Origin of the sequence: Pseudomonas sp. LH21 (assembly GCF_036549575.1) — a bacterium.
GTDB lineage: Bacteria > Pseudomonadota > Gammaproteobacteria > Pseudomonadales > Pseudomonadaceae > Aquipseudomonas > Aquipseudomonas peradeniyensis.
Genome location: NZ_CP144367.1, coordinates 5,725,141 through 5,744,692 on the forward strand (window position 1 = coordinate 5,725,141; position 19,552 = coordinate 5,744,692).

The window sequence follows — 19,552 nt, forward strand, 5'->3', positions numbered from 1 at the left end:
ATCGACCGAGGTGATTCATCATGCGTTTCAAAACAGCCATCGCAGCCACCGTCCTCTGCTCGCTGCCCCTTGGCTCCGCCATGGCCGACACGTTCTGGCGCAACGTCATCTCCTCCGGTGCCACCACTGCCTCGACCTACCTGACCTTCAAGGACCACAAGCTGATCGTCGCCGCCCAGGACGACGCCGGCAGCTTCGTCGCCAGTGAAGGCGCCATCCGCGGTCCGTTCCTGGAAGCCGCGATCCGCCAGGTACGCGCGGACAACCCGGGCGTCCAGGCCAGCGACATGGAACTGGCCAACGCGATCCTGGCCAAGAACGCCATGGCCGAATAAAACTCTACCCCTTGTAGGAGCGGCCTTGTGCCGCGAAAGGGCCGCAGAGCGGCCCCGGCGATCTTTGCGTCAACGCTGAAATCCTGGGGCCGCTCTGCGGCCCTTTCGCGGCACAAGGCCGCTCCTACATGGGAGCAAGGAACCCCTCTCAGCGATACGCCTCCACCGGCACGCACGCACAGAACAGATTCCTGTCCCCATACACGTTGTCGACCCGGTTCACCGCCGGCCAGTATTTATGCTGGCGCGCGTGAGCGCTGGGGGCGATGCCCTGCTCGATGCTGTATGGCCGGTCCCACGGCGCCAGCACATCGGCCAGGGTGTGCGGCGCATGCTTGAGCGGATTGTCCTCGGTCGGCCAGTTGCCCTCCTGTACCTCGGCGATTTCCGCCCTGATCGCCAGCATCGCCTCGACGAAACGGTCCAGTTCGGCCTTCGACTCGCTCTCGGTGGGCTCGACCATCAGCGTGCCCGGCACCGGGAACGACATGGTCGGCGCATGGAAGCCGTAGTCCATCAGGCGCTTGGCCACATCCTCCTCGGTGATGCCGGTCAGCGCCTTGAGCGGCCGCAGGTCGAAGATGCACTCGTGGGCGACCCGCTGGTTGCGCCCACGGTAGAGCACCGGGAAGGCATCGCGCAGCTGGCTGGCCAGGTAGTTGGCGGACAGGATCGCCACCTCGCTGGCGTCAGCCAGTTGCGGCCCCATCATGGCGATGTACATCCAGCTGATCGGCAGGATGCTGGCACTGCCCCAGGGCGCCGCGCTCACCGCGCTGTTGGTCGGCTCCAGCCCGGGCACCGGCACCACCGGATGGCTGGCGACGAACGGCTTGAGGTGGGCGCGGATGCCGATCGGGCCCATGCCCGGGCCACCGCCGCCATGGGGGATGCAGAAGGTCTTGTGCAGGTTCATGTGCGAGACGTCGGCACCGATGTCCGCTGGCCGTGCCAGCCCCACCTGGGCATTGAGGTTGGCGCCGTCCATGTACACCTGCCCTCCGTACTGGTGCACCACCTCGCAGATCTCACGGATCCCCTCCTCGTACACGCCGTGGGTGGAGGGGTAGGTCACCATCAGGCATGACAGCCGCTCGCCGGCGGCGTGGGCCTTGGCCTTGAGGTCGTCGAGATCGACGTTGCCGTCTTCGTCGCACTCGACGATCACCACCTCCATGCCGGCCATCTGCGCCGATGCCGGGTTGGTGCCATGGGCCGAGGACGGAATCAGGCACAAGGTGCGCCCGGGCTGGTGACGGCTGCGGTGGTAACGGGTGATGGCCATGAGCCCGGCGTATTCGCCCTGGGCGCCGGAGTTGGGCTGCATGCAGATGGCGTCGAAGCCGGTGATCGCGCACAACCAGCTTTCCAGCTCGTCGATCATCGCCTTGTAGCCTTGCACCTGGGCGGCCGGGGCAAAGGGATGCGGCTGGGCGAACTCCGGCCAGGTGATGGGGATCATCTCGCTGCTGGCGTTAAGCTTCATGGTGCACGAGCCCAGCGGGATCATCGACTGGTTCAGCGCCAGGTCCTTGTTCTCCAGCTGCTTGAGGTAGCGCAGCATCTCGGTTTCGCTGTGGTGCAGGTTGAACACCGCGTGCCCGAGGATCGGCGTACGCCGCACCAGCGCGCCGGGGATGCCTTCGGGCAGCACCTGCTGATCGAGCATGGCGATGTCCAGGCCATGATCGACGCCGAGGAAGATATCCAGCAGCTTGAGCACCGTGGCTTCGTTACAGGTTTCGTCCAGGCTCACCCCCAGATGCCCGCGCCCGAGGATGCGCAGGTTGATACGCGCGGCCTCGGCGCTCTCGATGATTGCCGCCTGGGTGCCGCCGACGTCCAGGGTCAGGGTGTCGAAGAAGTGCTGGTTGAGGCGCTTGATGCCCTTGGCTTCGAGGCCGGCGGCGAGGATGAAGGTCAGCCGGTGCACCCGCTGGGCGATGCGTTGCAGGCCTTCAGGGCCGTGGTAGACGGCGTAGAAGCCGGCGATGTTGGCCAGCAGCACCTGGGCCGTGCAGATATTGGAGTTGGCCTTCTCCCGACGAATGTGTTGCTCGCGGGTCTGCAGGGCCATGCGCAGCGCGGTGTTGCCGCGGGCATCGCGGGACACCCCGATGATGCGCCCGGGCATGGCCCGCTTGTAGTCGTCGCGGCAGGCAAAATAGGCCGCGTGCGGCCCGCCGTAGCCCATCGGCACGCCAAAACGCTGGGTCGAGCCGAGCACCACATCGGCCCCCAGTTCGCCCGGCGGCGTGAGCACCACCAGGCTGAGGATGTCGGCGGCGACGCAGGCCAGGGCCTGCTGGGCGTGCAACTGGTCGATCAGCGGGCGCAGGTCGCGCACCTCGCCATGGGTATCCGGGTACTGCAGCAACGCCCCGAACACCTTGTGCTTGGCCAGGTTATCCACAGAATCGATGATCAGCTCGAAACCGAAGCCCTCGGCACGGGTCTTGAGCACCGACAGGGTCTGCGGGTGGCAGTGTTCGTCGGCGAAGAAGGCGTTGCTCTTGCTGCGCGCCACGCGCTTGGCCAGGGCCATGGCCTCGGCGGCGGCGGTGGCCTCGTCGAGCAACGAGGCATTGGCCAGCGCCAAGCCGGTGAGGTCGATGACCATCTGCTGGTAGTTCAGCAGCGCCTCCAGCCGCCCCTGGGCGATCTCCGGCTGATAGGGCGTGTAGGCGGTGTACCAGCCGGGATTCTCCAGCACGTTGCGCAGGATGACGGTGGGGGTGATGGTCGCGTGATAGCCCATGCCGATCAGGCTGGTCCACAGCTGGTTCTGCGCGGCATGGCTCGCCAGCCTGGCCAGCGCGGCCTGCTCATCGAGGGCCGGCGGCAGGTCCAGCGGGCGGTTGAAGCGGATGCCCGGCGGTACCGTCTGCTCGATCAGTTCGCTGCGGCTGGCGACGCCGAGGACGTCGAGCATGGCCTGCTGCTCCTGGGCATCGGGTCCCAGGTGGCGACGCAGGAAAGGGTTGGGCTCTTGCAGTTGATGCAGGGATGGCGACTGGGACATGGCGACGATCTCTTCCTGGACCAGTTCTCAAGGGAGACTTACAAGTCTAGGAAGGATTGCCAAATGTGCGGGGATTATTGCATTTGCAGTGCAGGCCTCATCGCGGGGCAAGCCCGCTCCCACGATGTGTACCATGCGTGGGAGCGGGCTTGCCCCGCGATGAGGCCGGTATTGTCACTCGCCGATCAGGGCTGCGTAACCAGCGGCATCCAGCAGCTTTTCCAGCTCGGACTTGTCGCTCGGCTTCAGCTTGAAGATCCACGATTCGTAGGGCTCTTCGTTGAGCAGTTCCGGGCTGTCGGCCAGTTCTTCATTGACCGCGATCACCTCGCCGCCCACCGGCGCATAGATGTCCGAGGCAGCCTTGACCGACTCGACCACGCCAGCGGCGTCGCCGGCGGCGAACACCTTGCCGACTTCGGCCAGCTCGACGAACACCACGTCACCCAGTGCGGCCTGGGCGTGGTCGCTGATGCCCACGGTCACGGTGCCATCGGCTTCCAGGCGGGCCCATTCATGGCTTTCGGCATAACGCAGGTCGGCGGGGATTTGGCTCATTGTCTTGTATTCCTCGTTAGGGTCAGCGGTCGGCCCGCCATTTGGATAATCAGATCAGGATCTTGCCATGGCGCACGAAGGTCGGCTTGACCACCCGCACCGGGTACCACTTGCCACGGATCTCCACTTCGGCGCGGTCGCCGGTGGCCATGGGCACGCGGGCCAGGGCAATGGATTTGCTCAGCGTAGGCGAGAAACTACCACTGGTGATCTCTCCTTCGCCAATCCCGGATACACGGACCACCTGGTGGGCACGAAGAACACCACGCTCCTCGAGCACCAGGCCGACCAGTTTTTCCTTCACGCCCTGCTCGATTTCCGCCAGCAGGCCGGCACGGCCGATGAACTCGCGGCCCGCCGGCTCCCAGGCGACGCTCCAGCCCAGATTGGAGGTCAGCGGGGTGTGGGCTTCGTCGATGTCCTGGCCGTACAGGTTCATGCCGGCTTCCAGGCGCAGGGTGTCGCGCGCCCCCAGGCCGCTCGGGGCGATGCCGGCGCCGACCAGGTCGTTGAAGAACGCCGGGGCCTGCTCGCCGGGAAGGATGATCTCCAGGCCGTCCTCGCCGGTGTAACCGGTGCGGGCGATGAACCAGTCACCGTCGGCGAGGCCTTCGAAGGGGCGCAGCTCGCGGATCAGCGCGGCACGCGAGGCGCTGAGCAGGGCGGCGACCTTTTCCCGGGCATGAGGGCCCTGGATGGCGAGGATGGCCAGTTCGGGGCGGACCTTGAAGCTGACCTTGAAACCTTCGCTGCGCGCCTGCAGCCAGGCCAGTACCTTGTCGCGGGTGGCGGCGTTGGCCACCAGGCGGTAGCCGTCCTCGGTGCGGTAGGCGATCAGGTCGTCGATCACTCCGCCATCGGCGTTGAGCAGGGGACTGTAGAGGGCCTTGCCGGGGTTTTCCAGACGCGTCACGTCATTGGCCAGCAGGTGTTGCAGCCAGGGCGTGGCGGCGCAACCGTCGATATCGATGACGGTCATGTGGGAGACATCGAAGACCCCGCAGTCACTGCGCACCTGGTGGTGCTCCTCGACTTGCGAGCCGTAATGCAGGGGCATGTCCCATCCGCCGAAATCGACCGTCTTGGCGCCGAGCGCCAGGTGCAGGTCATACAGAGGCGTACGCTGTCCCATGGGTTTCTCCTTCCGGGCGTGGCGAGGCGGCGGCGGTCGGCGATGTTCAATCATCACCTGTTTTTGTAGGACCCGTCGCTGCGAATGCCGCGCATTGTAGCCGCAAGGACGCTGCGTGGCACCCTCAGCGCGGGTGGCCCGGACGATGGGCCGAGCGACGGATCAGGCCGATCACCGGCAGCAGGCCGACCAGCACCAGGGTCAGGGCCGGCAGCGAGGCCCGTGCCCATTCGCCCTCGCTGGTCATCTCGAACACCCGCACGGCCAGGGTGTCCCAGCCGAATGGGCGCATCAGCAGTGTCGCCGGCATCTCCTTCAACACGTCGACGAACACCAGCAGGGCGGCGCTGAGCGCACCGGGCACCAGCAGCGGCAGATACACCTTGAAAAACAATCCCGGCCCGGCGACCCCGAGGCTGCGTGACGCCTCCGGCAACGACGGGCGGATCCGCTCCAGGCTGCTTTCCAGCGGGCCATAGGCCACGGCGATGAACCGCACCAGGTAGGCCAGCAGCAGGGCCGACAGGCTGCCCAGCAACAATGGCTTGCCCGCCCCGCCCAACCACTGCGACAGCGGTATCACCAGCTGGTTGTCCAGGTAGCTGAACGCCAGCATGATCGATACGGCCAGCACCGAACCCGGCAAGGCATAGCCAAGGTTGGCCAGGCCGACCCCGGCACGGATGGCCGTGGTCGGCGCCTGGCGCCGGGCGAAGGCCATCAGCATGGCCACGCTGACCGTGATCAGCGCCGCCATGGCGCCGAGGTACAGGGTGTGCATGACCAGGCCGAGGTAGCGCTCGTCCAGGTCGTGCCGGCCGCGCTGCCAGAACCACGCCAGCAGCTGCAGCATCGGGATGACGAAGGCGCAGGCGAACACCAGCAGGCACCAGCCGCTGGCGGCCAGGGCCTTGATGCCTCGCAAGTGATACAGCGCCTGCCCTCGTGGCCGCTCGTTGCCACTGCGGCTGGCCCCCCGTGCGCGGCGCTCGCCATACAGCACCAGCATCACCGCCAGCAGCAGCAGGCTGGCCAGCTGCGCCGCGCTGGACAGGCTGAAGAAGCCGTACCAGGTCTTGTAGATGGCCGTGGTGAAGGTGTCGAAGTTGAACACCGCCACCGCGCCGAAATCGGCCAGGGTTTCCATCAGCGCCAGGGCGATGCCGGCGCCGATGGCCGGGCGCGCCATGGGCAAGGCCACCCGCCAGAACGCCTGCAGCGGCGACAGCCCGAGCACCCGCGCGGCCTCCATCAGGCCCTTGCCCTGGGCCAGGAACGCGGTGCGCGCCAGCAGGTAGACGTAGGGATAGAACACCAGCACCAATACTGTGATCACCCCGCCGGTGGAACGTACCCGTGGCAGGCGCATGGGCCCGAACACCTCGCGCAGGGCCGTCTGCACGGGGCCTGCGAAGTCGAGCAGGCCGACGAAGACGAACGCCAGGACATAGGCCGGAATCGCGAACGGTAGCATCAGCGCCCAGTCCAGCCAGCGCCGACCGGGGAATTCGCAGAGGCTGGTCAGCCAGGCCAGGCTCACGCCCAGTACGGTCACGCCGGCGCCAACGCCGACCACCAACGTGAGAGTGTTACCCAGCAGGCGGCTCATCTGGGTGTCGAGCAGGTGCGACCAGATCTGTATGTCGACCGATTGCCAGGATAGTAGCAGGACGCTCAGTGGGAGCAGGACCAGGGCAGCGGTCAGGGAGACTGGTAGGTACCAGCGGCGTTGGGGGGTGTGGGGCAAATCGAAGATCTCGATGGCTGGGCGATAGCATCGCGGGGCAAGCCCGCTCCCACGTCCGCATGGTTCGTGGGAGCGGGCTTGCCCCGCGATTGGTTCTCAAGGATAAGGCGACAGGCTCAGTTCCAGCCAGCCCGGTCCATCAAGCGAATCGCTTCGGCCTGGCGCTTGCCGGCGACTTCCACCGGAATGCTGTCGGCCTTGAAGCTGCCCCAGGCCGCGACTTCCGCCGAAGGCTTGACCTTCGGGTTGGCCGGGAACTCCTGGTTGATGTCGGCGAACAGTTTTTGCGCCTCCTCGCCGGTCATCCACTCCACCAGTTTCTTCGCAGCTTCCGGATGCGGTGCATGCTTGGTCAGGCCGATGCCCGACAGGTTGACGTGCACGCCACGATCACCCTGGTTGGGCCAGAACAGCTTCACCGGCAGATCAGGTTTTTCCTTGTGCAGGCGCCCGTAGTAGTAGGTGTTGACGATGCCCACATCGCACTGGCCGGCGGCGATGGCCTGGATTACTGCGGTGTCGTCGGAGAACACATCGGTGGACAGGTTGTTGACCCAGCCCTTGATCAGCTTCTCGGTCGCGGCCTCGCCGTGGTTCTCGATCAGCGTGGCGGCCAGCGACTGGTTGTAGACCTTCTTCGCCGTGCGCAGGCACAGGCGGCCCTCCCAGTTCTTGTCGGCCAGGGCCTCGTAAGTGCTGAGCTCCCCCGGTTTGACCCGGTCGGTGGAGTAGGCGATGGTCCGCGCGCGCAGGCTCAGGCCGGTCCAGTCATGGGACGAGGCGCGGTATTGCGGCGGGATGTTCTGGTCGATGACCGCCGACTTGATCGGCTGCAGGATGCCCATCTGCTCGGCCTGCCAGAGGTTGCCGGCATCGACGGTGAGCAGCAGATCAGCCACGCCGTTCTCGCCCTCGGCCTTGATGCGCTGCATCAACGGGGCTTCCTTGTCGGTGATGAACTTGATCTTGACGCCGGTCTTGGCGGTATAGGCGTCAAACACCGGCTTGATCAGCTCGTCGATGCGCGAGGAGTACACCACCACTTCATCCGCCGCCTGGGCGGTGCCGCCGAACAGAGTGAGGGCCAGGGCGGCCAGTAGGGGCTTGCGGGGCAACATCGGGGGTACTCCTCGCTGGATTGAGAGCTGTAAATGGTAGTGAATCCCATTTTCTTGCTCATCTGCCGAGGAGTTACCGAATGTTGCAAGGGCTGGTTGCAACGAACCAAACGACAGCCCCGATCAATCGAAACTGCCGTGCAACTGATGGATCTGGCGCCGCTGCTTCTTGTTCGGTCGCCCGTCGCTGGTCATGCCCAGCGCGCCCGCCTTGCGCATCTCGGCCGCCTGTTCGCGGCGCTTCATGCTTTCGGCCGTTTCCTCATACAGCGCCTGCGCCTCGGGCGCGCCGCGGCGCACCACCGACAATGCCCTGACCACCACGGTGCGCTCGTCGAAACCGGTGCGCAGCACGAACTCGTCGCCCACCCGCGGCTCCTTGCCCGGCTTGCAGCGCTCGCCCCGGCAGTGCACCTTGCCGCTTTCGATCGCCGCCTTGGCCAGGGCGCGGGTCTTGTAGAAGCGCGCCGCCCACAGCCATTTGTCCAGGCGGACCTTGTCGTCGTCTTCAGGCTTTTGTGCCATGGTCTTTCCTCGAACTCTGTCTTTCACGGAACTGTACTACCGTGACTGACGGATGCAAAAAGTCCGTGCCGTCATTACAGTTCACCTCCATATCCGCAGGGCACGCTTCGTGAAGACATTTGACCACCTGACTGTGATCGGCCTGCGCGAGTGGGTCGCCCTGCCCGAGCTGGGTGTCGCCGGGCTGCGCGCCAAGATCGACACCGGCGCCAGCACCTCCAGCCTGCATGCCACCGAGGTCGAACCGTTCGAGCGCGATGGCCAGCCATGGGTGCGCTTCACTGCGCACCTGGGCTCGGTGGTGCAGCTGCGCCACCGGCGTTGCGAGGCGCCGCTGGTGACCATGAAGACCATCAAGAGCTCCAACGGCCAGGCCCAGGTCCGCTACGTGATCCGGACGGCCCTGGCGCTCGGCGACCGGGTCTGGGAGGTCGAGTTCACCCTGGCCTGCCGCAAGAGCATGCGCTATCGGCTGCTGCTCGGCTCGAAGGCGCTCATCCATGGCCAGCTGGTGGTCAACCCAGGCCTTAAGTACGTCCAGGACAAACCGGCCTTCCCGGCCACCCTTTCCCCTGTCACAGGTGCTGCATGAAGATCGCTGTGCTGTCGCGCAATCCGCGTCTGTATTCCACCCGCCGCCTGGTCGAGGCCGGTACCCAGCGGGGCCACGAAGTGGTGGTGATCGACACGCTCCGGGCCTATATGAACATCGCCAGCCACAAGCCGCAGATCCATTACCGCGGCAAGCCGCTGGAGGGGTTCGATGCAGTGATCCCGCGCATCGGCGCATCGGTCACCTTCTATGGCTGCGCGGTGCTGCGCCAGTTCGAGATGATGGGCGTGTATCCGCTCAACGAGTCGGTGGCCATTGCCCGCTCACGGGACAAGCTGCGCTCGCTGCAGCTGCTGTCTCGGCGCGGTATCGGCCTGCCGATCACCGGTTTCGCCCACTCGCCGGACGATATCCCCGACCTGATCCAGATGGTCAACGGCGCGCCGCTGGTGATCAAGGTGCTCGAAGGCACCCAGGGCATCGGCGTGGTGCTGTGCGAGACCACCAAGGCCGCCGAATCGGTGATCGAGGCGTTCATGGGCCTGAAGCAGAACATCATGGTCCAGGAATACATCAAGGAGGCCGGGGGCGCCGACATCCGCTGCTTCGTGGTGGGCGACAAGGTGATCGCCTCGATGAAGCGCCAGGCCAAGCCGGGCGAGTTTCGCTCCAACCTGCACCGCGGTGGCGTGGCCAGCCTGATCAAGATCACCCCCGAGGAGCGCATGACCGCCATTCGCGCGGCGAAGGTCATGGGCCTGAGCGTGGCGGGGGTGGATATCCTGCGCTCCAATCACGGGCCGCTGGTGATGGAGGTGAATTCATCGCCGGGGCTTGAGGGTATCGAGGTAACCACCGGCAAGGACGTGGCCGGGATGATCATCGAGCATCTCGAGAAGAACAGCGGGCCGAATCAGACGCGGACCAAGGGCAAGGGCTGAGATTCCGGGGCTGCTGCGCAGCCCATCGCGGCACAAGGCCGCTCCTACAGGGACTCGCGCAGTCCTGTAAGAGCGGCCTGATGTCGCGAAAGGGCCGCAAAGCGGCCCCGGAAATCACACGGCATTACGCGGCAACAACAGCCCCAGCGGCAACCTCACCCGCGCCTCGATCCCGCCACCGGAGCGGTTGCGCAGCTCCACGTTGCCGCCATGCTGCGCGGCAATGCGCTTGACGATCGCCAACCCCAGCCCGGTGCCCTTGCCGCCCCGTGCCCGGTCGCCACGGATGAACGGGTTGAAGATGGTCTCCAGCTCCGACTCGTCGATGCCCGCGCCACGGTCCAGCACGCTGAGCACCACATACGGCGCGCTCTGGTCGCCCGACACATAGGCCGCCACCTCGACGCCCTTGCCGGCGTGATGCAGGGCGTTGCCGATCAGGTTGCCCAGCATGCGCTTGAGCGACACCCGGCGCAGCGGGAACGGCGGGATAGGCTCCAGGCACAGCCGTACCTGCTCCTTGTGCTGGTTGTAGGGCGCCACCACTTCGTAGATCAGGTCGTTGAGGTCGACCTCCTCCACCGGTTCGTCGCGCCCGTCCCGAATGAACGCCAGGAACTGGTCGAGGATCGCGTCCATGTCCTCGATGTCGCGGACCATGTCCTCGCTGAGATCGCTGTCGTTGTTCATCAGAGACAACGACAGGCGCAGCCGGGTCAGCGGCGTGCGCAGGTCATGGGACACCCCAGCCAGCATCAGCTCGCGCTCACGCCCGGCCTGCTCGACATCCTCGGCCATCTGGTTGAACGCGCGGTACACCTCGGTCATCTCGCTCGGGGTGTCGCTGATCGGCAGGCGCACACTGCGCCCCTGGCCCAGCTGGCGGGCGGCGAACACCAGGCGCTTGAGCGGCTGGTTGAGCTGGCGCACGAAAATCCAGGCCGATGCCGTGGACAACAGGCCGATGGCCAGGAACCAACCGAGCACGTTCCAGATCTTCTGCCCACGCAGCGGGTGCGGATACAGCGGCACCTTGAGCCAGCCCGGGCCCAGGCTCGGGGCATTCACCCACAGCGCGGGCGGCGCGTGGATGCGCAGGCGCACCTCGGTGTCATCGCCCAGCTCGGCCTGCATCTGGCGCTGGTAGATCTCGCTGTAGGGCCAGTGCTGCTCGCCCTCCGGCACGCCGGCGCCGGTCACGCGGATCAGGCCGGCCGCCTCGGCGATCTGGTCACGGTTCTCTTCATCCGCGGCCCAGTAGGCGCGCAACGTCAAGGCTACGCCGTGGCTGTACTGGCGATCGACCAGCACGTCCTCGTTCATCAGCAGGTACACGAGCGTCAGTGCCTTGGAGAACAGCACGACGATCAGCACCAGCCAGAGGGTGCGGGCGAAGAAGCTTTGCGGGAACCAGAGAGGCGTTTTCATCGATCAACTACTGTGCTGAAAAGGCCGGCCGCCACAGACGAAAACAGGGCGACCCGCATGGGTCGCCCTGCTGCACCCTGACGAGCCGACAGGCTCATTTGCCGGCGTTTCCGTCCGGCACGAAGACGTAGCCCACACCCCATACGGTCTGGATGTAGCGTGGCTTGGACGGGTCGGGCTCGATCATCCGGCGCAGGCGCGAGATCTGCACATCGATGGAGCGCTCCAGGGCGTCCCACTCGCGACCACGGGCCAGGTTCATCAGCTTGTCGCGGGTCAGCGGCTCGCGGGCGTGCATCACCAGGGCCTTGAGCACGGCGAACTCACCGGTGGTGAGCATGTGCGTCTCGTCGCCGCGCTTGAGTTCGCGGGTTGCCAGCGACAGCTCGTAGTCGCCGAAGGTGACGGTCTCTTCCTCGCTGCCCGGCGCGCCCGGCACGCTCGGGGACTGGCGGCGCAGCACGGCCTTGACCCGGGCCACCAGCTCGTCTGGGTTGAACGGCTTGGCCAGGTAGTCGTCGGCGCCCAGCTCCAGGCCCTTGATGCGGCTGAGCTCGTCACCCTTGGCGGTGAGCATGATGATCGGGATCTGGTTGTTCGACGCGCGCAGGCGCTTGCACGCGGACAGGCCGTCCTCGCCCGGCAGCATCAGGTCCAGGACCACCAGGTTGAACACTTCACGGGCCAGCAGGCGGTCCATCTGTTCGACGTTTGGCACGGTGCGGACACGGAAGCCCTTGCTGGTGAAGAAACGGTCCAGCAGGCTGCTCAGGCCCGGGTCGTCGTCGACGATGAGAATCTTGTCGCCTTCTGCGGCGTTTGCGGTGCTGGTCATGAATAACTCCTCTGATATCGCCGCGCATTATGGCGTAGCCACTGCAGCGCGTGCCGTGTGCATTGTTAGCAGATTTTTCCCGGCATGCCACTGTCGCCCCGTCGTCGGCTGGCGCCGCGCCATCACCGCAAGCCCGGCACGATGGGTATAATGCGCGCCTTTCACCCAGCGCCGCCGGGCATGAATGCCCACCCGCGGCCTTGCATTCACTATTTGTCAGGTGGTTTTCATGGACAGCATCAACAGCCGTATCGCCGAGGAACTGGGCGTGCGCCCACAGCAGGTCGAAGCGGCCGTGGGCCTGTTGGACGAAGGATCGACCGTGCCCTTCATCGCCCGTTACCGCAAGGAAGTGACCGGCAGCCTGGATGACACCCAACTGCGCCACCTGGAAGAGCGCCTGCGCTACCTGCGCGAGCTCGACGAGCGCCGCGCCAGCATCCTGGCCAGCATCGAGGAGCAGGGCAAGCTGACCCCGGAGCTGGCCCGCGAGATCAAGCTGGCCGACACCAAGACCCGCCTCGAAGACCTGTACCTGCCGTACAAGCAGAAGCGCCGTACCAAGGGCCAGATCGCCCTGGAAGCGGGCCTGGGCGAGCTGGCCGACGGCCTGTTCAACGACCCGCAACTGAACCCGGAAAGCGAAGCGGCACGTTTCGTCGACGCCGAAAAAGGCGTGGCCGACGTCAAGGCCGCCCTGGAAGGCGCCAAGTACATCCTCATGGAGCGCTTCGCCGAGGACGCCGCCCTGCTCGACAAGCTGCGCGGTTTCCTCAAGCAGGAAGCGGTGCTGACCGCCCGCGTAATCGCCGGCAAGGAAGAGGAAGGCGCCAAGTTCCGCGACTACTTCGCCCACGACGAACTGCTGCGCAGCGCGCCGTCGCACCGTGCCCTGGCGATCTTCCGCGGGCGCAACGAAGGCGTGCTGAGCGCCTCGCTGAAAGTCGGCGAGGAGCTGCCGGGCACCCTGCACCCGTGCGAGCTGATGATCGGCAACCATGTCGGCATCGAGAACCGCAACCGCCCGGCCGACAAATGGCTGGGCGAAGTGGTGCGCTGGACCTGGAAGGTGAAGCTGTACACCCACCTGGAAACCGACCTGTTCGGCGAGCTGCGCGACAACGCCGAAGGCGAGGCGATCAACGTCTTCGCCCACAACCTGCACGACCTGCTGCTGGCCGCCCCGGCCGGTCCGCGCGCAACGCTGGGCTTCGACCCGGGCCTGCGCACCGGCTGCAAGATCGCCGTGGTCGACGCCACCGGCAAGCTGCTGGACCACACCACGGTCTACCCGCACGCGCCGAAGAACGACTGGGACCGCACCATTTCCATCATGGCCGCGCTGTGCGCCAAGCACTCGGTCGAGCTGATCGCCATCGGCAACGGCACCGCCAGCCGCGAAAGCGACAAGCTGGTGGCCGAGCTGGTCAAGAAGTACCCGGCCCTGAAGATCACCAAGATCATGGTCTCCGAGGCCGGCGCCTCGGTGTACTCGGCTTCCGAGTTGGCCGCTCGCGAATTCCCTGACCTGGACGTGTCGATCCGTGGCGCGGTGTCCATCGCCCGCCGCCTGCAGGACCCACTGGCCGAACTGGTCAAGATCGATCCGAAATCCATCGGCGTCGGCCAGTACCAGCACGACGTGTCGCAGGTCAAGCTGGCCCGCGGCCTGGACGCCGTGGTCGAGGACTGCGTGAACGCCGTGGGCGTGGACGTCAACACCGCTTCCGTGGCGCTGCTGACGCGCATCTCCGGCCTCAACGCTACCCTGGCGCAGAACATCGTCGCCCACCGCGACGCCCACGGCCCATTCGCCACCCGCGCCGCGCTGAAGAAAGTCAGCCGCCTGGGCGAGAAGACCTTCGAACAGGCCGCCGGCTTCCTGCGCGTGATGAACGGCGACAACCCGCTGGACGCCTCGGCGGTGCACCCGGAAGCCTACCCGCTGGTGCAACGCATCGCCGCCGACACCGACCGCGACATTCGCTCGCTGATCGGCGACAGCGGTTTCCTCAAACGCCTGGATCCGAAGAAGTTCACCGACGAAAGCTTCGGCCTGCCGACCGTCACCGACATCCTCCAGGAGCTGGACAAGCCGGGCCGCGACCCACGCCCGGAGTTCAAGACCGCCACCTTCCAGGACGGCGTCGAGGACCTCAAGGACCTGGAGCCGGGCATGATCCTCGAAGGCGTGGTGACCAACGTCACCAACTTCGGTGCCTTCGTCGACATCGGCGTGCACCAGGATGGCCTGGTGCACATCTCGGCGCTTTCGGAGAAGTTCGTCAAGGACCCGCGTGAAGCGGTCAAGGCCGGCGACGTGGTCAAGGTCAAGGTCATGGAAGTGGACATCCCGCGCAAGCGCGTCGGCCTGTCCATGCGCATGAGCGACACCCCGGGCGAAAAGGTCGAGGGCAATCGCGGTGGCAACCGTGGCAACGGCGGCAACCGCCAGCAGCAGGCGCCGCGCCAGCGCGAGACCAGCACCGCCGCGCCGGCCAACAACGCCATGGCGTCGCTGTTCGCCAACGCCAAGCAGCTGAAGAAGAAGTGATGGACGTACCGAAGGAGTACGTCGAGAGCGCCTTCAGCCAGCTCCTGGGCTGCCGCCTGCAACGCCTGGACACGGGTGTTGCAGAGGTGGCCCTGGCGCTCGAGCCGCACCTGCGCAACCGCGGCCAGAAGCTGCACGGCGGAGCGCTCTTCAGCCTGGTGGACATCGCCATGGGCCTGGCCTGCTCGGCCAGCCATGGCTTCGACCAGCAGAGCGTGACCATCGAGTGCAAGATCAACTACATGCGCGCCGTCAGCGAGGGCGAGGTGCTGTGCACCGCCCGGGTGCTGCACGCCGGGCGGCGCACGCTGGTGGTCGACGCCGACGTGCTTCAGGACGACAAGCTGGTGGCCAAGGCCCAGGGAACCTTCGCGGTTCTCTAGCTGACAGGCCCCATCTGCGGTATTTTCGGCGCATTGCTGTACACCTGATCGCGGGGCAAGCCCGCCCCCACGAACGTTCACAGACTTCGTGGGAGCGGGCTTGCCCCGCGATCGGATGCACCGGAACCGAGCAAACCAGGCGACAACGCCAGTTCCTTTCCCAACTACCCTTGTAGACCGTCATCCCTACCCCCATATTGGGGCGACTGACGCGTGAAGGAATCCATCTTGAGCGACCTCCTCAACCGCCGCCTGAGCCTGCTCGGCGACAATATCGACCTGCTCAAGCAGTGCCTGCACGGCATTGAGCGCGAATGCCTGCGCGTGACCGACGACGGTCGCCTGGCCCAGACCCCGCACCCCGAGGCCCTGGGTTCGGCGCTGACCAACGAGCAGATCACCACCGACTATTCCGAGTCGCTGCTTGAGTTCATCACCCCGGCCCTGGCGGACCCTGCCAAGGTGCTCGAGAGCCTCGACCAGATCCACCGTTTCGTCTACACCAAGCTGGGCGACGAATACCTGTGGAGCCCGTCGATGCCCTGCGCGCTGCCGGCCGAGGAAGATATCCCGATCGCCGAATACGGCAGCTCCAACATCGGCAAGCTCAAGCACGTCTATCGCAAGGGCCTGGCCCTGCGTTACGGCCGCACCATGCAGTGCATCGCCGGCATCCACTACAACTTCTCCCTGCCCGAGGCGCTGTGGCCGTTGCTGCGCGATGCCGAAGGCGGCGAGCAGGACGACCGCGACTACCAGTCCTCGGCCTATATCGCGCTGATCCGCAACTTCCGCCGCTACAGCTGGCTGCTGATGTACCTGTTCGGCGCCTCCCCGGCCCTGGACAAAGGCTTCCTGCGCGGCCGCCCGCACCAGCTCGAAGAGCTGGATGCCCAGACCCTCTACCTGCCCTACGCCACCAGCCTGCGCATGAGCGACCTGGGCTACCAGAGCAACGCCCAGGCGGGCCTGACGCCCTGCTACAACAACCTGGCCAGCTACACCGACAGCCTGCGCAAGGCCGTCGGCACGCCCTACCCGCCGTATGTCGAGGTCGGCACGCACAAGGATGGCGAGTGGGTGCAGTTGAACACCAACATCCTGCAGATCGAGAACGAGTACTACTCGAACATCCGCCCCAAGCGCGTCACCTACACCGGCGAGCGGCCGATCCAGGCCCTGACCTCCCGTGGCGTGCAGTACGTGGAAGTGCGCTGCCTGGACATCAACCCGTTCCTGCCGGTGGGTATCGACCTGACCGAGGCGCGCTTCCTCGACGCGTTCCTGCTGTTCTGCGCCTTGGAAGAAAGCCCGCAGCTGGACAACGGCGAGTGCGGCCAGTGCACCGACAACTTCCTTACCGTGGTCAAGGAAGGTCGTCGCCCGGGCCTGGAACTGCGCCGTGACGGCCAGCCGGTCGCGCTGAAGGCATGGGCGAGCGAACTGATCGGACGCATCGGCCAGCTGGCCGGGCTGCTCGACCGCGCCCAGGGTGGCAATGACCACGCCAAGGCCCTGGAAGCGCAGCAGGCCAAGGTCGACGACCCCGAGCTGACACCATCGGCCCAGGTGCTGGCGCGCATGACCGAGCACGACGAGAGCTTCGTCCAGTTCTCCCTGCGCCAGAGCCGCCTGCACGCCGAGACTTTCCGCGAGCAGCCGCTGCCCGCCGAACGCCAACAGGCCTTCGAGACCCTTGCCCGCGAGTCCCTGGCCGAGCAGTCGCGCCTGGAGCAGCAGGAAGTGGGTGACTTCGACCTGTTCGTCGGCGCCTACCAGGCCAGCATCCTGGCGATCAGCAACTGATGACCCGCCCCGCCTCCCCGCGCAAGCCACGTGCCAGCAGCCAGGCCAGGATCGAAGCGATCCTGGCCGCGGCCCGCGAGCTGCTGGCCGGGCAAGGGGTGGCGGCGCTGTCGATCTACAGCGTGGCCGAACGGGCGCAGATTCCGCCGTCGTCGGTGTATCACTTCTTCGCCAGCGTGCCGGCCTTGCTCGAGGCGCTGACCGCCGACGTGCACCGGGCATTTCGCGAGGCCCTGAACGCGCCCATCGACAGCAGCGCATTCAGTACCTGGCCGCAACTGTCGCGGCTGATCGAGCAGCGCATGCTCGACATCTACAACGAAGATGCCGCGGCGCGGCAGCTGATCCTGGCCCAGCATGGGTTGAGTGAGGTGGTGCAGGCCGACCGTCAGCACGACCTGGAGCTGGGCGAGCTGATGCACCGGCTGTTCGACCGGCATTTCCAGCTGCCGGCGATGCCTCGGGACATGGATGTGTTCGCGTTGGCGATGGAGCTGAGCGATCGGGTGTATGTCCGCTCGATGCAGTTGCATGAAGCGATCACGCCGCGCATGGCGGAAGAGGGGATGCGGGTGTTCGAGGCGTACCTGGGGCTGTATCTGCCGCCTTATCTGGCCAAGCGTTCGGCGTGAGATCCTTGGGGCCGCTTTGCGGCCCTTTCGCGGCACAAGGCCGCTCCTACAGGGGTTATGCGATCCTCTGTAGGAGCGGCCTCGTGCCGCGAAAGGGGCGCACAGCGCCCCCTCTCCAGACCATCACAACTTGGCGATGGACACCTCGGTCGATTTGACGAAGGCGATCACTTCACTGCCCACCTGCAGCTCCAGTTCCTTCACGGAGCGGGTGGTGATCACCGAAGTGACGATACCGGAGGCAGTCTGCACGTCGATTTCCGACAGTACCGGGCCTTCGAGGATTTCCTTCACGGTGCCTTTGAACTGGTTGCGAACGTTGATGGCTTTGATGGTCATGGCGTCATTCCTTTTGCGGCTTCGAGGATTCAGTGAGCCCAACGCAACTGCGTGGGCAATGGGGCTACAGGTTCCGGATCGGGCGGCGTGCCCGGGACGGACAGAACACGGTTGAGCACTTCGCTTTCCAGCGCCGCCAGGCGGTGCGAACCCCGCACCCGTGGCCGGGGCAGGTCAACGACCAGGTCCAGGCCGACGGCGCCGTCTTCGATCAGGATCACCCGGTCGGCCACGGCGACGGCTTCGCTGACGTCGTGGGTGACCAGCAGCACGGTGAAACCGTGCTGGCGCCACAGGCGCTCGATCAATTGCTGCATTTCGATACGGGTCAGGGCATCCAGCGCACCCAATGGCTCGTCCAGCAGCAGCAGGCGCGGCTGGTGAATGAGCGCCCGGGCCAGGGCCACCCGCTGTTTCTGGCCGCCGGACAACGCCGCCGGCCAGTCGTTGGCGCGATTGACCAGGCCGACCGCCTCCAATGCCTCCAGGGCGCGGGGCCGCCAGTTGCCGGACAAGCCCAGGCCCACGTTGTCGATCACCTTCTTCCAGGGCAGCAGACGCGCGTCCTGGAACATCAGGCGGGTATCCTCGCGGGCCTCGGCCAGCGGCGCGGCCCCCGCCAGCAGTTGGCCGGCGCTGGGTTGGTCGAGCCCGGCCAGCAGGCGCAGCAAGGTGCTCTTGCCGCAGCCACTGCGACCGACGATGGCGACGAACTGGCCGGCCGGAATGTGCAGGTCGATGCCGCGCAGCACTTCACGCTGGCCAAAGGTGCGACGCAGGTCCCGGGCCGCCAGGGGGATGCCACGTAGCAGGCGTGGCGGCTGTTCCTTGAGCACGGTCATCATGCGCCCTCCTTCTTTGCCACCTGGTACGCGGGGTGCCAGCGCAGCCACACCCGCTCCAGGCCCCGGGCAGCCAGGTCGGCCAGCTTGCCCAGCACCGCGTACAGGACAATGGCCAGCACCACCACATCGGTCTGCAGGAACTCGCGGGCGTTCATCGCCAGGTAGCCGATGCCGGCGTTGGCCGAGATGGTCTCGGCGACGATCAGCGTCAGCCACATGAAGCCCAGGGCGAAGCGCACACCGACCAGGATCGAAGGCAGCGCCCCCGGCAGGATCACCTGGCGGAACAGGGCGAAGCCCGACAGCCCGTAGCTGCGCGCCATCTCCACCAGTGCCGGATCGACGTTGCGGATCCCGTGGTAGGTGTTCAGGTAGATGGGGAACAGCGTCCCCAGCGCCACCAGGAAGATCTTTGCCGACTCGTCGATGCCGAACCACAGGATCACCAGCGGGATCAACGCCAGGTGCGGCACGTTGCGGATCATCTGCACCGAGCTGTCGAGCAGGCGCTCGCCCCAGTTCGACAGGCCGGTGATGAAGCCCAGCAACAGGCCGAGGCTGCCGCCGATGACGAAGCCCAGGCCGGCGCGCCAGCCGCTGATGGCCAGGTGGGTCCAGAGCTGGCCGCTGCGCACCAGCTCGACACCGGCACTGACCACCGCGCTCGGCGCTGGCAGGATGCGGGTCGACAGCCAGCCCGCGCTGACCGCCAGTTGCCATACCGCCAGCAGCAGGATCGGCAGGGCCCAGGGCGCCAAGCGCTTGGACCAGGTGGTGGGGGATGCACGACTCATGGCCC

The 19,552-nt window shown here is 66.2% G+C and carries 18 protein-coding genes; 7 read left to right on the forward strand and 11 right to left on the reverse strand.

Features of this window, described 5'->3' with window-relative positions; genetic code table 11:
* The first annotated feature begins 20 nt into the window (after positions 1–20).
* On the forward strand, positions 21–335 hold the full coding sequence (locus tag VUG52_RS26050; RefSeq protein WP_331832262.1) for a DUF2388 domain-containing protein: 315 nt from the start codon (positions 21–23) through the stop codon (positions 333–335).
* A 148-nt stretch (positions 336–483) separates the two neighbouring features.
* Here VUG52_RS26050 and gcvP read toward each other — a convergent pair whose 3' ends face one another.
* The 6 genes from gcvP to VUG52_RS26080 form a co-directional block, all read right to left on the reverse strand.
* Complete coding sequence (gene gcvP, locus VUG52_RS26055) at positions 484–3,357, reverse strand: aminomethyl-transferring glycine dehydrogenase (RefSeq protein ID WP_331832263.1); 2,874 nt, start codon at positions 3,355–3,357, stop codon at positions 484–486.
* A gap of 174 nt (positions 3,358–3,531) precedes the next feature.
* Positions 3,532–3,915: a glycine cleavage system protein GcvH gene (gene gcvH / locus VUG52_RS26060; RefSeq protein ID WP_050707440.1), complete on the reverse strand. Its 384-nt coding sequence runs from the start codon at positions 3,913–3,915 to the stop codon at positions 3,532–3,534.
* 49 nt (positions 3,916–3,964) lie between these two features.
* A complete protein-coding gene (gene gcvT, locus VUG52_RS26065) occupies positions 3,965–5,047 on the reverse strand; it encodes a glycine cleavage system aminomethyltransferase GcvT (RefSeq protein WP_050707441.1) in 1,083 nt (360 codons plus the stop codon).
* A gap of 124 nt (positions 5,048–5,171) precedes the next feature.
* Positions 5,172–6,794 (reverse strand): ABC transporter permease, encoded by a 1,623-nt coding sequence (locus VUG52_RS26070; RefSeq protein WP_050707442.1) that lies wholly within the window; start codon positions 6,792–6,794, stop codon positions 5,172–5,174.
* 116 nt (positions 6,795–6,910) lie between these two features.
* Complete coding sequence (locus VUG52_RS26075) at positions 6,911–7,912, reverse strand: extracellular solute-binding protein (protein ID WP_050707443.1); 1,002 nt, start codon at positions 7,910–7,912, stop codon at positions 6,911–6,913.
* A gap of 123 nt (positions 7,913–8,035) precedes the next feature.
* Positions 8,036–8,437: an RNA-binding S4 domain-containing protein gene (locus tag VUG52_RS26080; RefSeq protein WP_050707444.1), complete on the reverse strand. Its 402-nt coding sequence runs from the start codon at positions 8,435–8,437 to the stop codon at positions 8,036–8,038.
* Between the two features lie 109 nt (positions 8,438–8,546).
* On the opposite strand from VUG52_RS26080, the gene rimB reads away from it, so the two are divergent.
* Positions 8,547–9,029 (forward strand): retropepsin-like aspartic endopeptidase RimB, encoded by a 483-nt coding sequence (gene rimB / locus VUG52_RS26085; RefSeq protein WP_050707445.1) that lies wholly within the window; start codon positions 8,547–8,549, stop codon positions 9,027–9,029.
* On the forward strand, positions 9,026–9,931 hold the full coding sequence (gene rimK / locus VUG52_RS26090) for a 30S ribosomal protein S6--L-glutamate ligase (RefSeq protein ID WP_011531656.1): 906 nt from the start codon (positions 9,026–9,028) through the stop codon (positions 9,929–9,931). Before rimB ends, rimK begins: the two co-directional genes overlap by 4 nt.
* Before the next feature lie 114 nt (positions 9,932–10,045).
* Here the strand turns inward: rimK and VUG52_RS26095 are convergent, their stop codons facing one another.
* Both VUG52_RS26095 and ompR read right to left on the reverse strand, forming a co-directional pair.
* A complete protein-coding gene (locus VUG52_RS26095) occupies positions 10,046–11,359 on the reverse strand; it encodes an ATP-binding protein (protein ID WP_050707446.1) in 1,314 nt (437 codons plus the stop codon).
* A gap of 94 nt (positions 11,360–11,453) precedes the next feature.
* A complete protein-coding gene (gene ompR, locus VUG52_RS26100; protein ID WP_050707447.1) occupies positions 11,454–12,194 on the reverse strand; it encodes an osmolarity response regulator transcription factor OmpR in 741 nt (246 codons plus the stop codon).
* A 229-nt stretch (positions 12,195–12,423) separates the two neighbouring features.
* Between ompR and VUG52_RS26105 the strand changes: the two genes are divergently transcribed.
* The 4 genes from VUG52_RS26105 to VUG52_RS26120 all read left to right on the forward strand — a co-directional run bounded on the left by VUG52_RS26105 (position 12,424) and on the right by VUG52_RS26120 (position 17,569).
* Complete coding sequence (locus VUG52_RS26105; protein ID WP_331832264.1) at positions 12,424–14,748, forward strand: Tex family protein; 2,325 nt, start codon at positions 12,424–12,426, stop codon at positions 14,746–14,748.
* Positions 14,748–15,131 carry a PaaI family thioesterase gene (locus VUG52_RS26110; RefSeq protein WP_050707449.1) on the forward strand — a complete coding sequence of 128 codons (384 nt, stop codon included), beginning with the start codon at positions 14,748–14,750 and terminating at the stop codon, positions 15,129–15,131. Before VUG52_RS26105 ends, VUG52_RS26110 begins: the two co-directional genes overlap by 1 nt.
* A 228-nt stretch (positions 15,132–15,359) precedes the next feature.
* Positions 15,360–16,937: a glutamate--cysteine ligase gene (gene gshA, locus VUG52_RS26115; protein ID WP_162232989.1), complete on the forward strand. Its 1,578-nt coding sequence runs from the start codon at positions 15,360–15,362 to the stop codon at positions 16,935–16,937.
* Positions 16,937–17,569, forward strand: a complete 633-nt coding sequence (locus VUG52_RS26120) for a TetR/AcrR family transcriptional regulator (protein ID WP_050707451.1) — start codon at positions 16,937–16,939, stop codon at positions 17,567–17,569. The genes gshA and VUG52_RS26120 overlap by 1 nt, the downstream gene beginning before the upstream one ends.
* Positions 17,570–17,692: 123 nt before the next feature.
* Here VUG52_RS26120 and VUG52_RS26125 read toward each other — a convergent pair whose 3' ends face one another.
* The 3 genes from VUG52_RS26125 to ssuC are packed head-to-tail and all read right to left on the reverse strand — an operon-like array spanning position 17,693 to position 19,547.
* Complete coding sequence (locus VUG52_RS26125) at positions 17,693–17,908, reverse strand: TOBE domain-containing protein (RefSeq protein ID WP_008095172.1); 216 nt, start codon at positions 17,906–17,908, stop codon at positions 17,693–17,695.
* Positions 17,909–17,937: 29 nt separating this feature from the next.
* Positions 17,938–18,750: an aliphatic sulfonates ABC transporter ATP-binding protein gene (gene ssuB, locus VUG52_RS26130; protein ID WP_331833190.1), complete on the reverse strand. Its 813-nt coding sequence runs from the start codon at positions 18,748–18,750 to the stop codon at positions 17,938–17,940.
* Positions 18,750–19,547 (reverse strand): aliphatic sulfonate ABC transporter permease SsuC, encoded by a 798-nt coding sequence (gene ssuC, locus VUG52_RS26135; protein WP_050707452.1) that lies wholly within the window; start codon positions 19,545–19,547, stop codon positions 18,750–18,752. Before ssuC ends, ssuB begins: the two co-directional genes overlap by 1 nt.
* Positions 19,548–19,552 lie beyond the last annotated feature (5 nt).

Bases quoted from the DNA above. Each gene is read 5' to 3' on its own strand.
- VUG52_RS26050 (WP_331832262.1), top strand. From the start codon at position 21: ATGCGTTTCAAAACAGCCATCGCAGCCACCGTCCTCTGCTCGCTGCCC.
- gcvP (WP_331832263.1), bottom strand. From the start codon at position 3,357: ATGTCCCAGTCGCCATCCCTGCATCAACTGCAAGAGCCCAACCCTTTC.
- gcvH (WP_050707440.1), bottom strand. From the start codon at position 3,915: ATGAGCCAAATCCCCGCCGACCTGCGTTATGCCGAAAGCCATGAATGG.
- gcvT (WP_050707441.1), bottom strand. From the start codon at position 5,047: ATGGGACAGCGTACGCCTCTGTATGACCTGCACCTGGCGCTCGGCGCC.
- VUG52_RS26075 (WP_050707443.1), bottom strand. From the start codon at position 7,912: ATGTTGCCCCGCAAGCCCCTACTGGCCGCCCTGGCCCTCACTCTGTTC.
- VUG52_RS26080 (WP_050707444.1), bottom strand. From the start codon at position 8,437: ATGGCACAAAAGCCTGAAGACGACGACAAGGTCCGCCTGGACAAATGG.
- rimK (WP_011531656.1), top strand. From the start codon at position 9,026: ATGAAGATCGCTGTGCTGTCGCGCAATCCGCGTCTGTATTCCACCCGC.
- VUG52_RS26095 (WP_050707446.1), bottom strand. From the start codon at position 11,359: ATGAAAACGCCTCTCTGGTTCCCGCAAAGCTTCTTCGCCCGCACCCTC.
- ompR (WP_050707447.1), bottom strand. From the start codon at position 12,194: ATGACCAGCACCGCAAACGCCGCAGAAGGCGACAAGATTCTCATCGTC.
- VUG52_RS26105 (WP_331832264.1), top strand. From the start codon at position 12,424: ATGGACAGCATCAACAGCCGTATCGCCGAGGAACTGGGCGTGCGCCCA.
- VUG52_RS26110 (WP_050707449.1), top strand. From the start codon at position 14,748: ATGGACGTACCGAAGGAGTACGTCGAGAGCGCCTTCAGCCAGCTCCTG.
- VUG52_RS26120 (WP_050707451.1), top strand. From the start codon at position 16,937: ATGACCCGCCCCGCCTCCCCGCGCAAGCCACGTGCCAGCAGCCAGGCC.
- VUG52_RS26125 (WP_008095172.1), bottom strand. From the start codon at position 17,908: ATGACCATCAAAGCCATCAACGTTCGCAACCAGTTCAAAGGCACCGTG.
- ssuB (WP_331833190.1), bottom strand. From the start codon at position 18,750: ATGACCGTGCTCAAGGAACAGCCGCCACGCCTGCTACGTGGCATCCCC.
- ssuC (WP_050707452.1), bottom strand. From the start codon at position 19,547: ATGAGTCGTGCATCCCCCACCACCTGGTCCAAGCGCTTGGCGCCCTGG.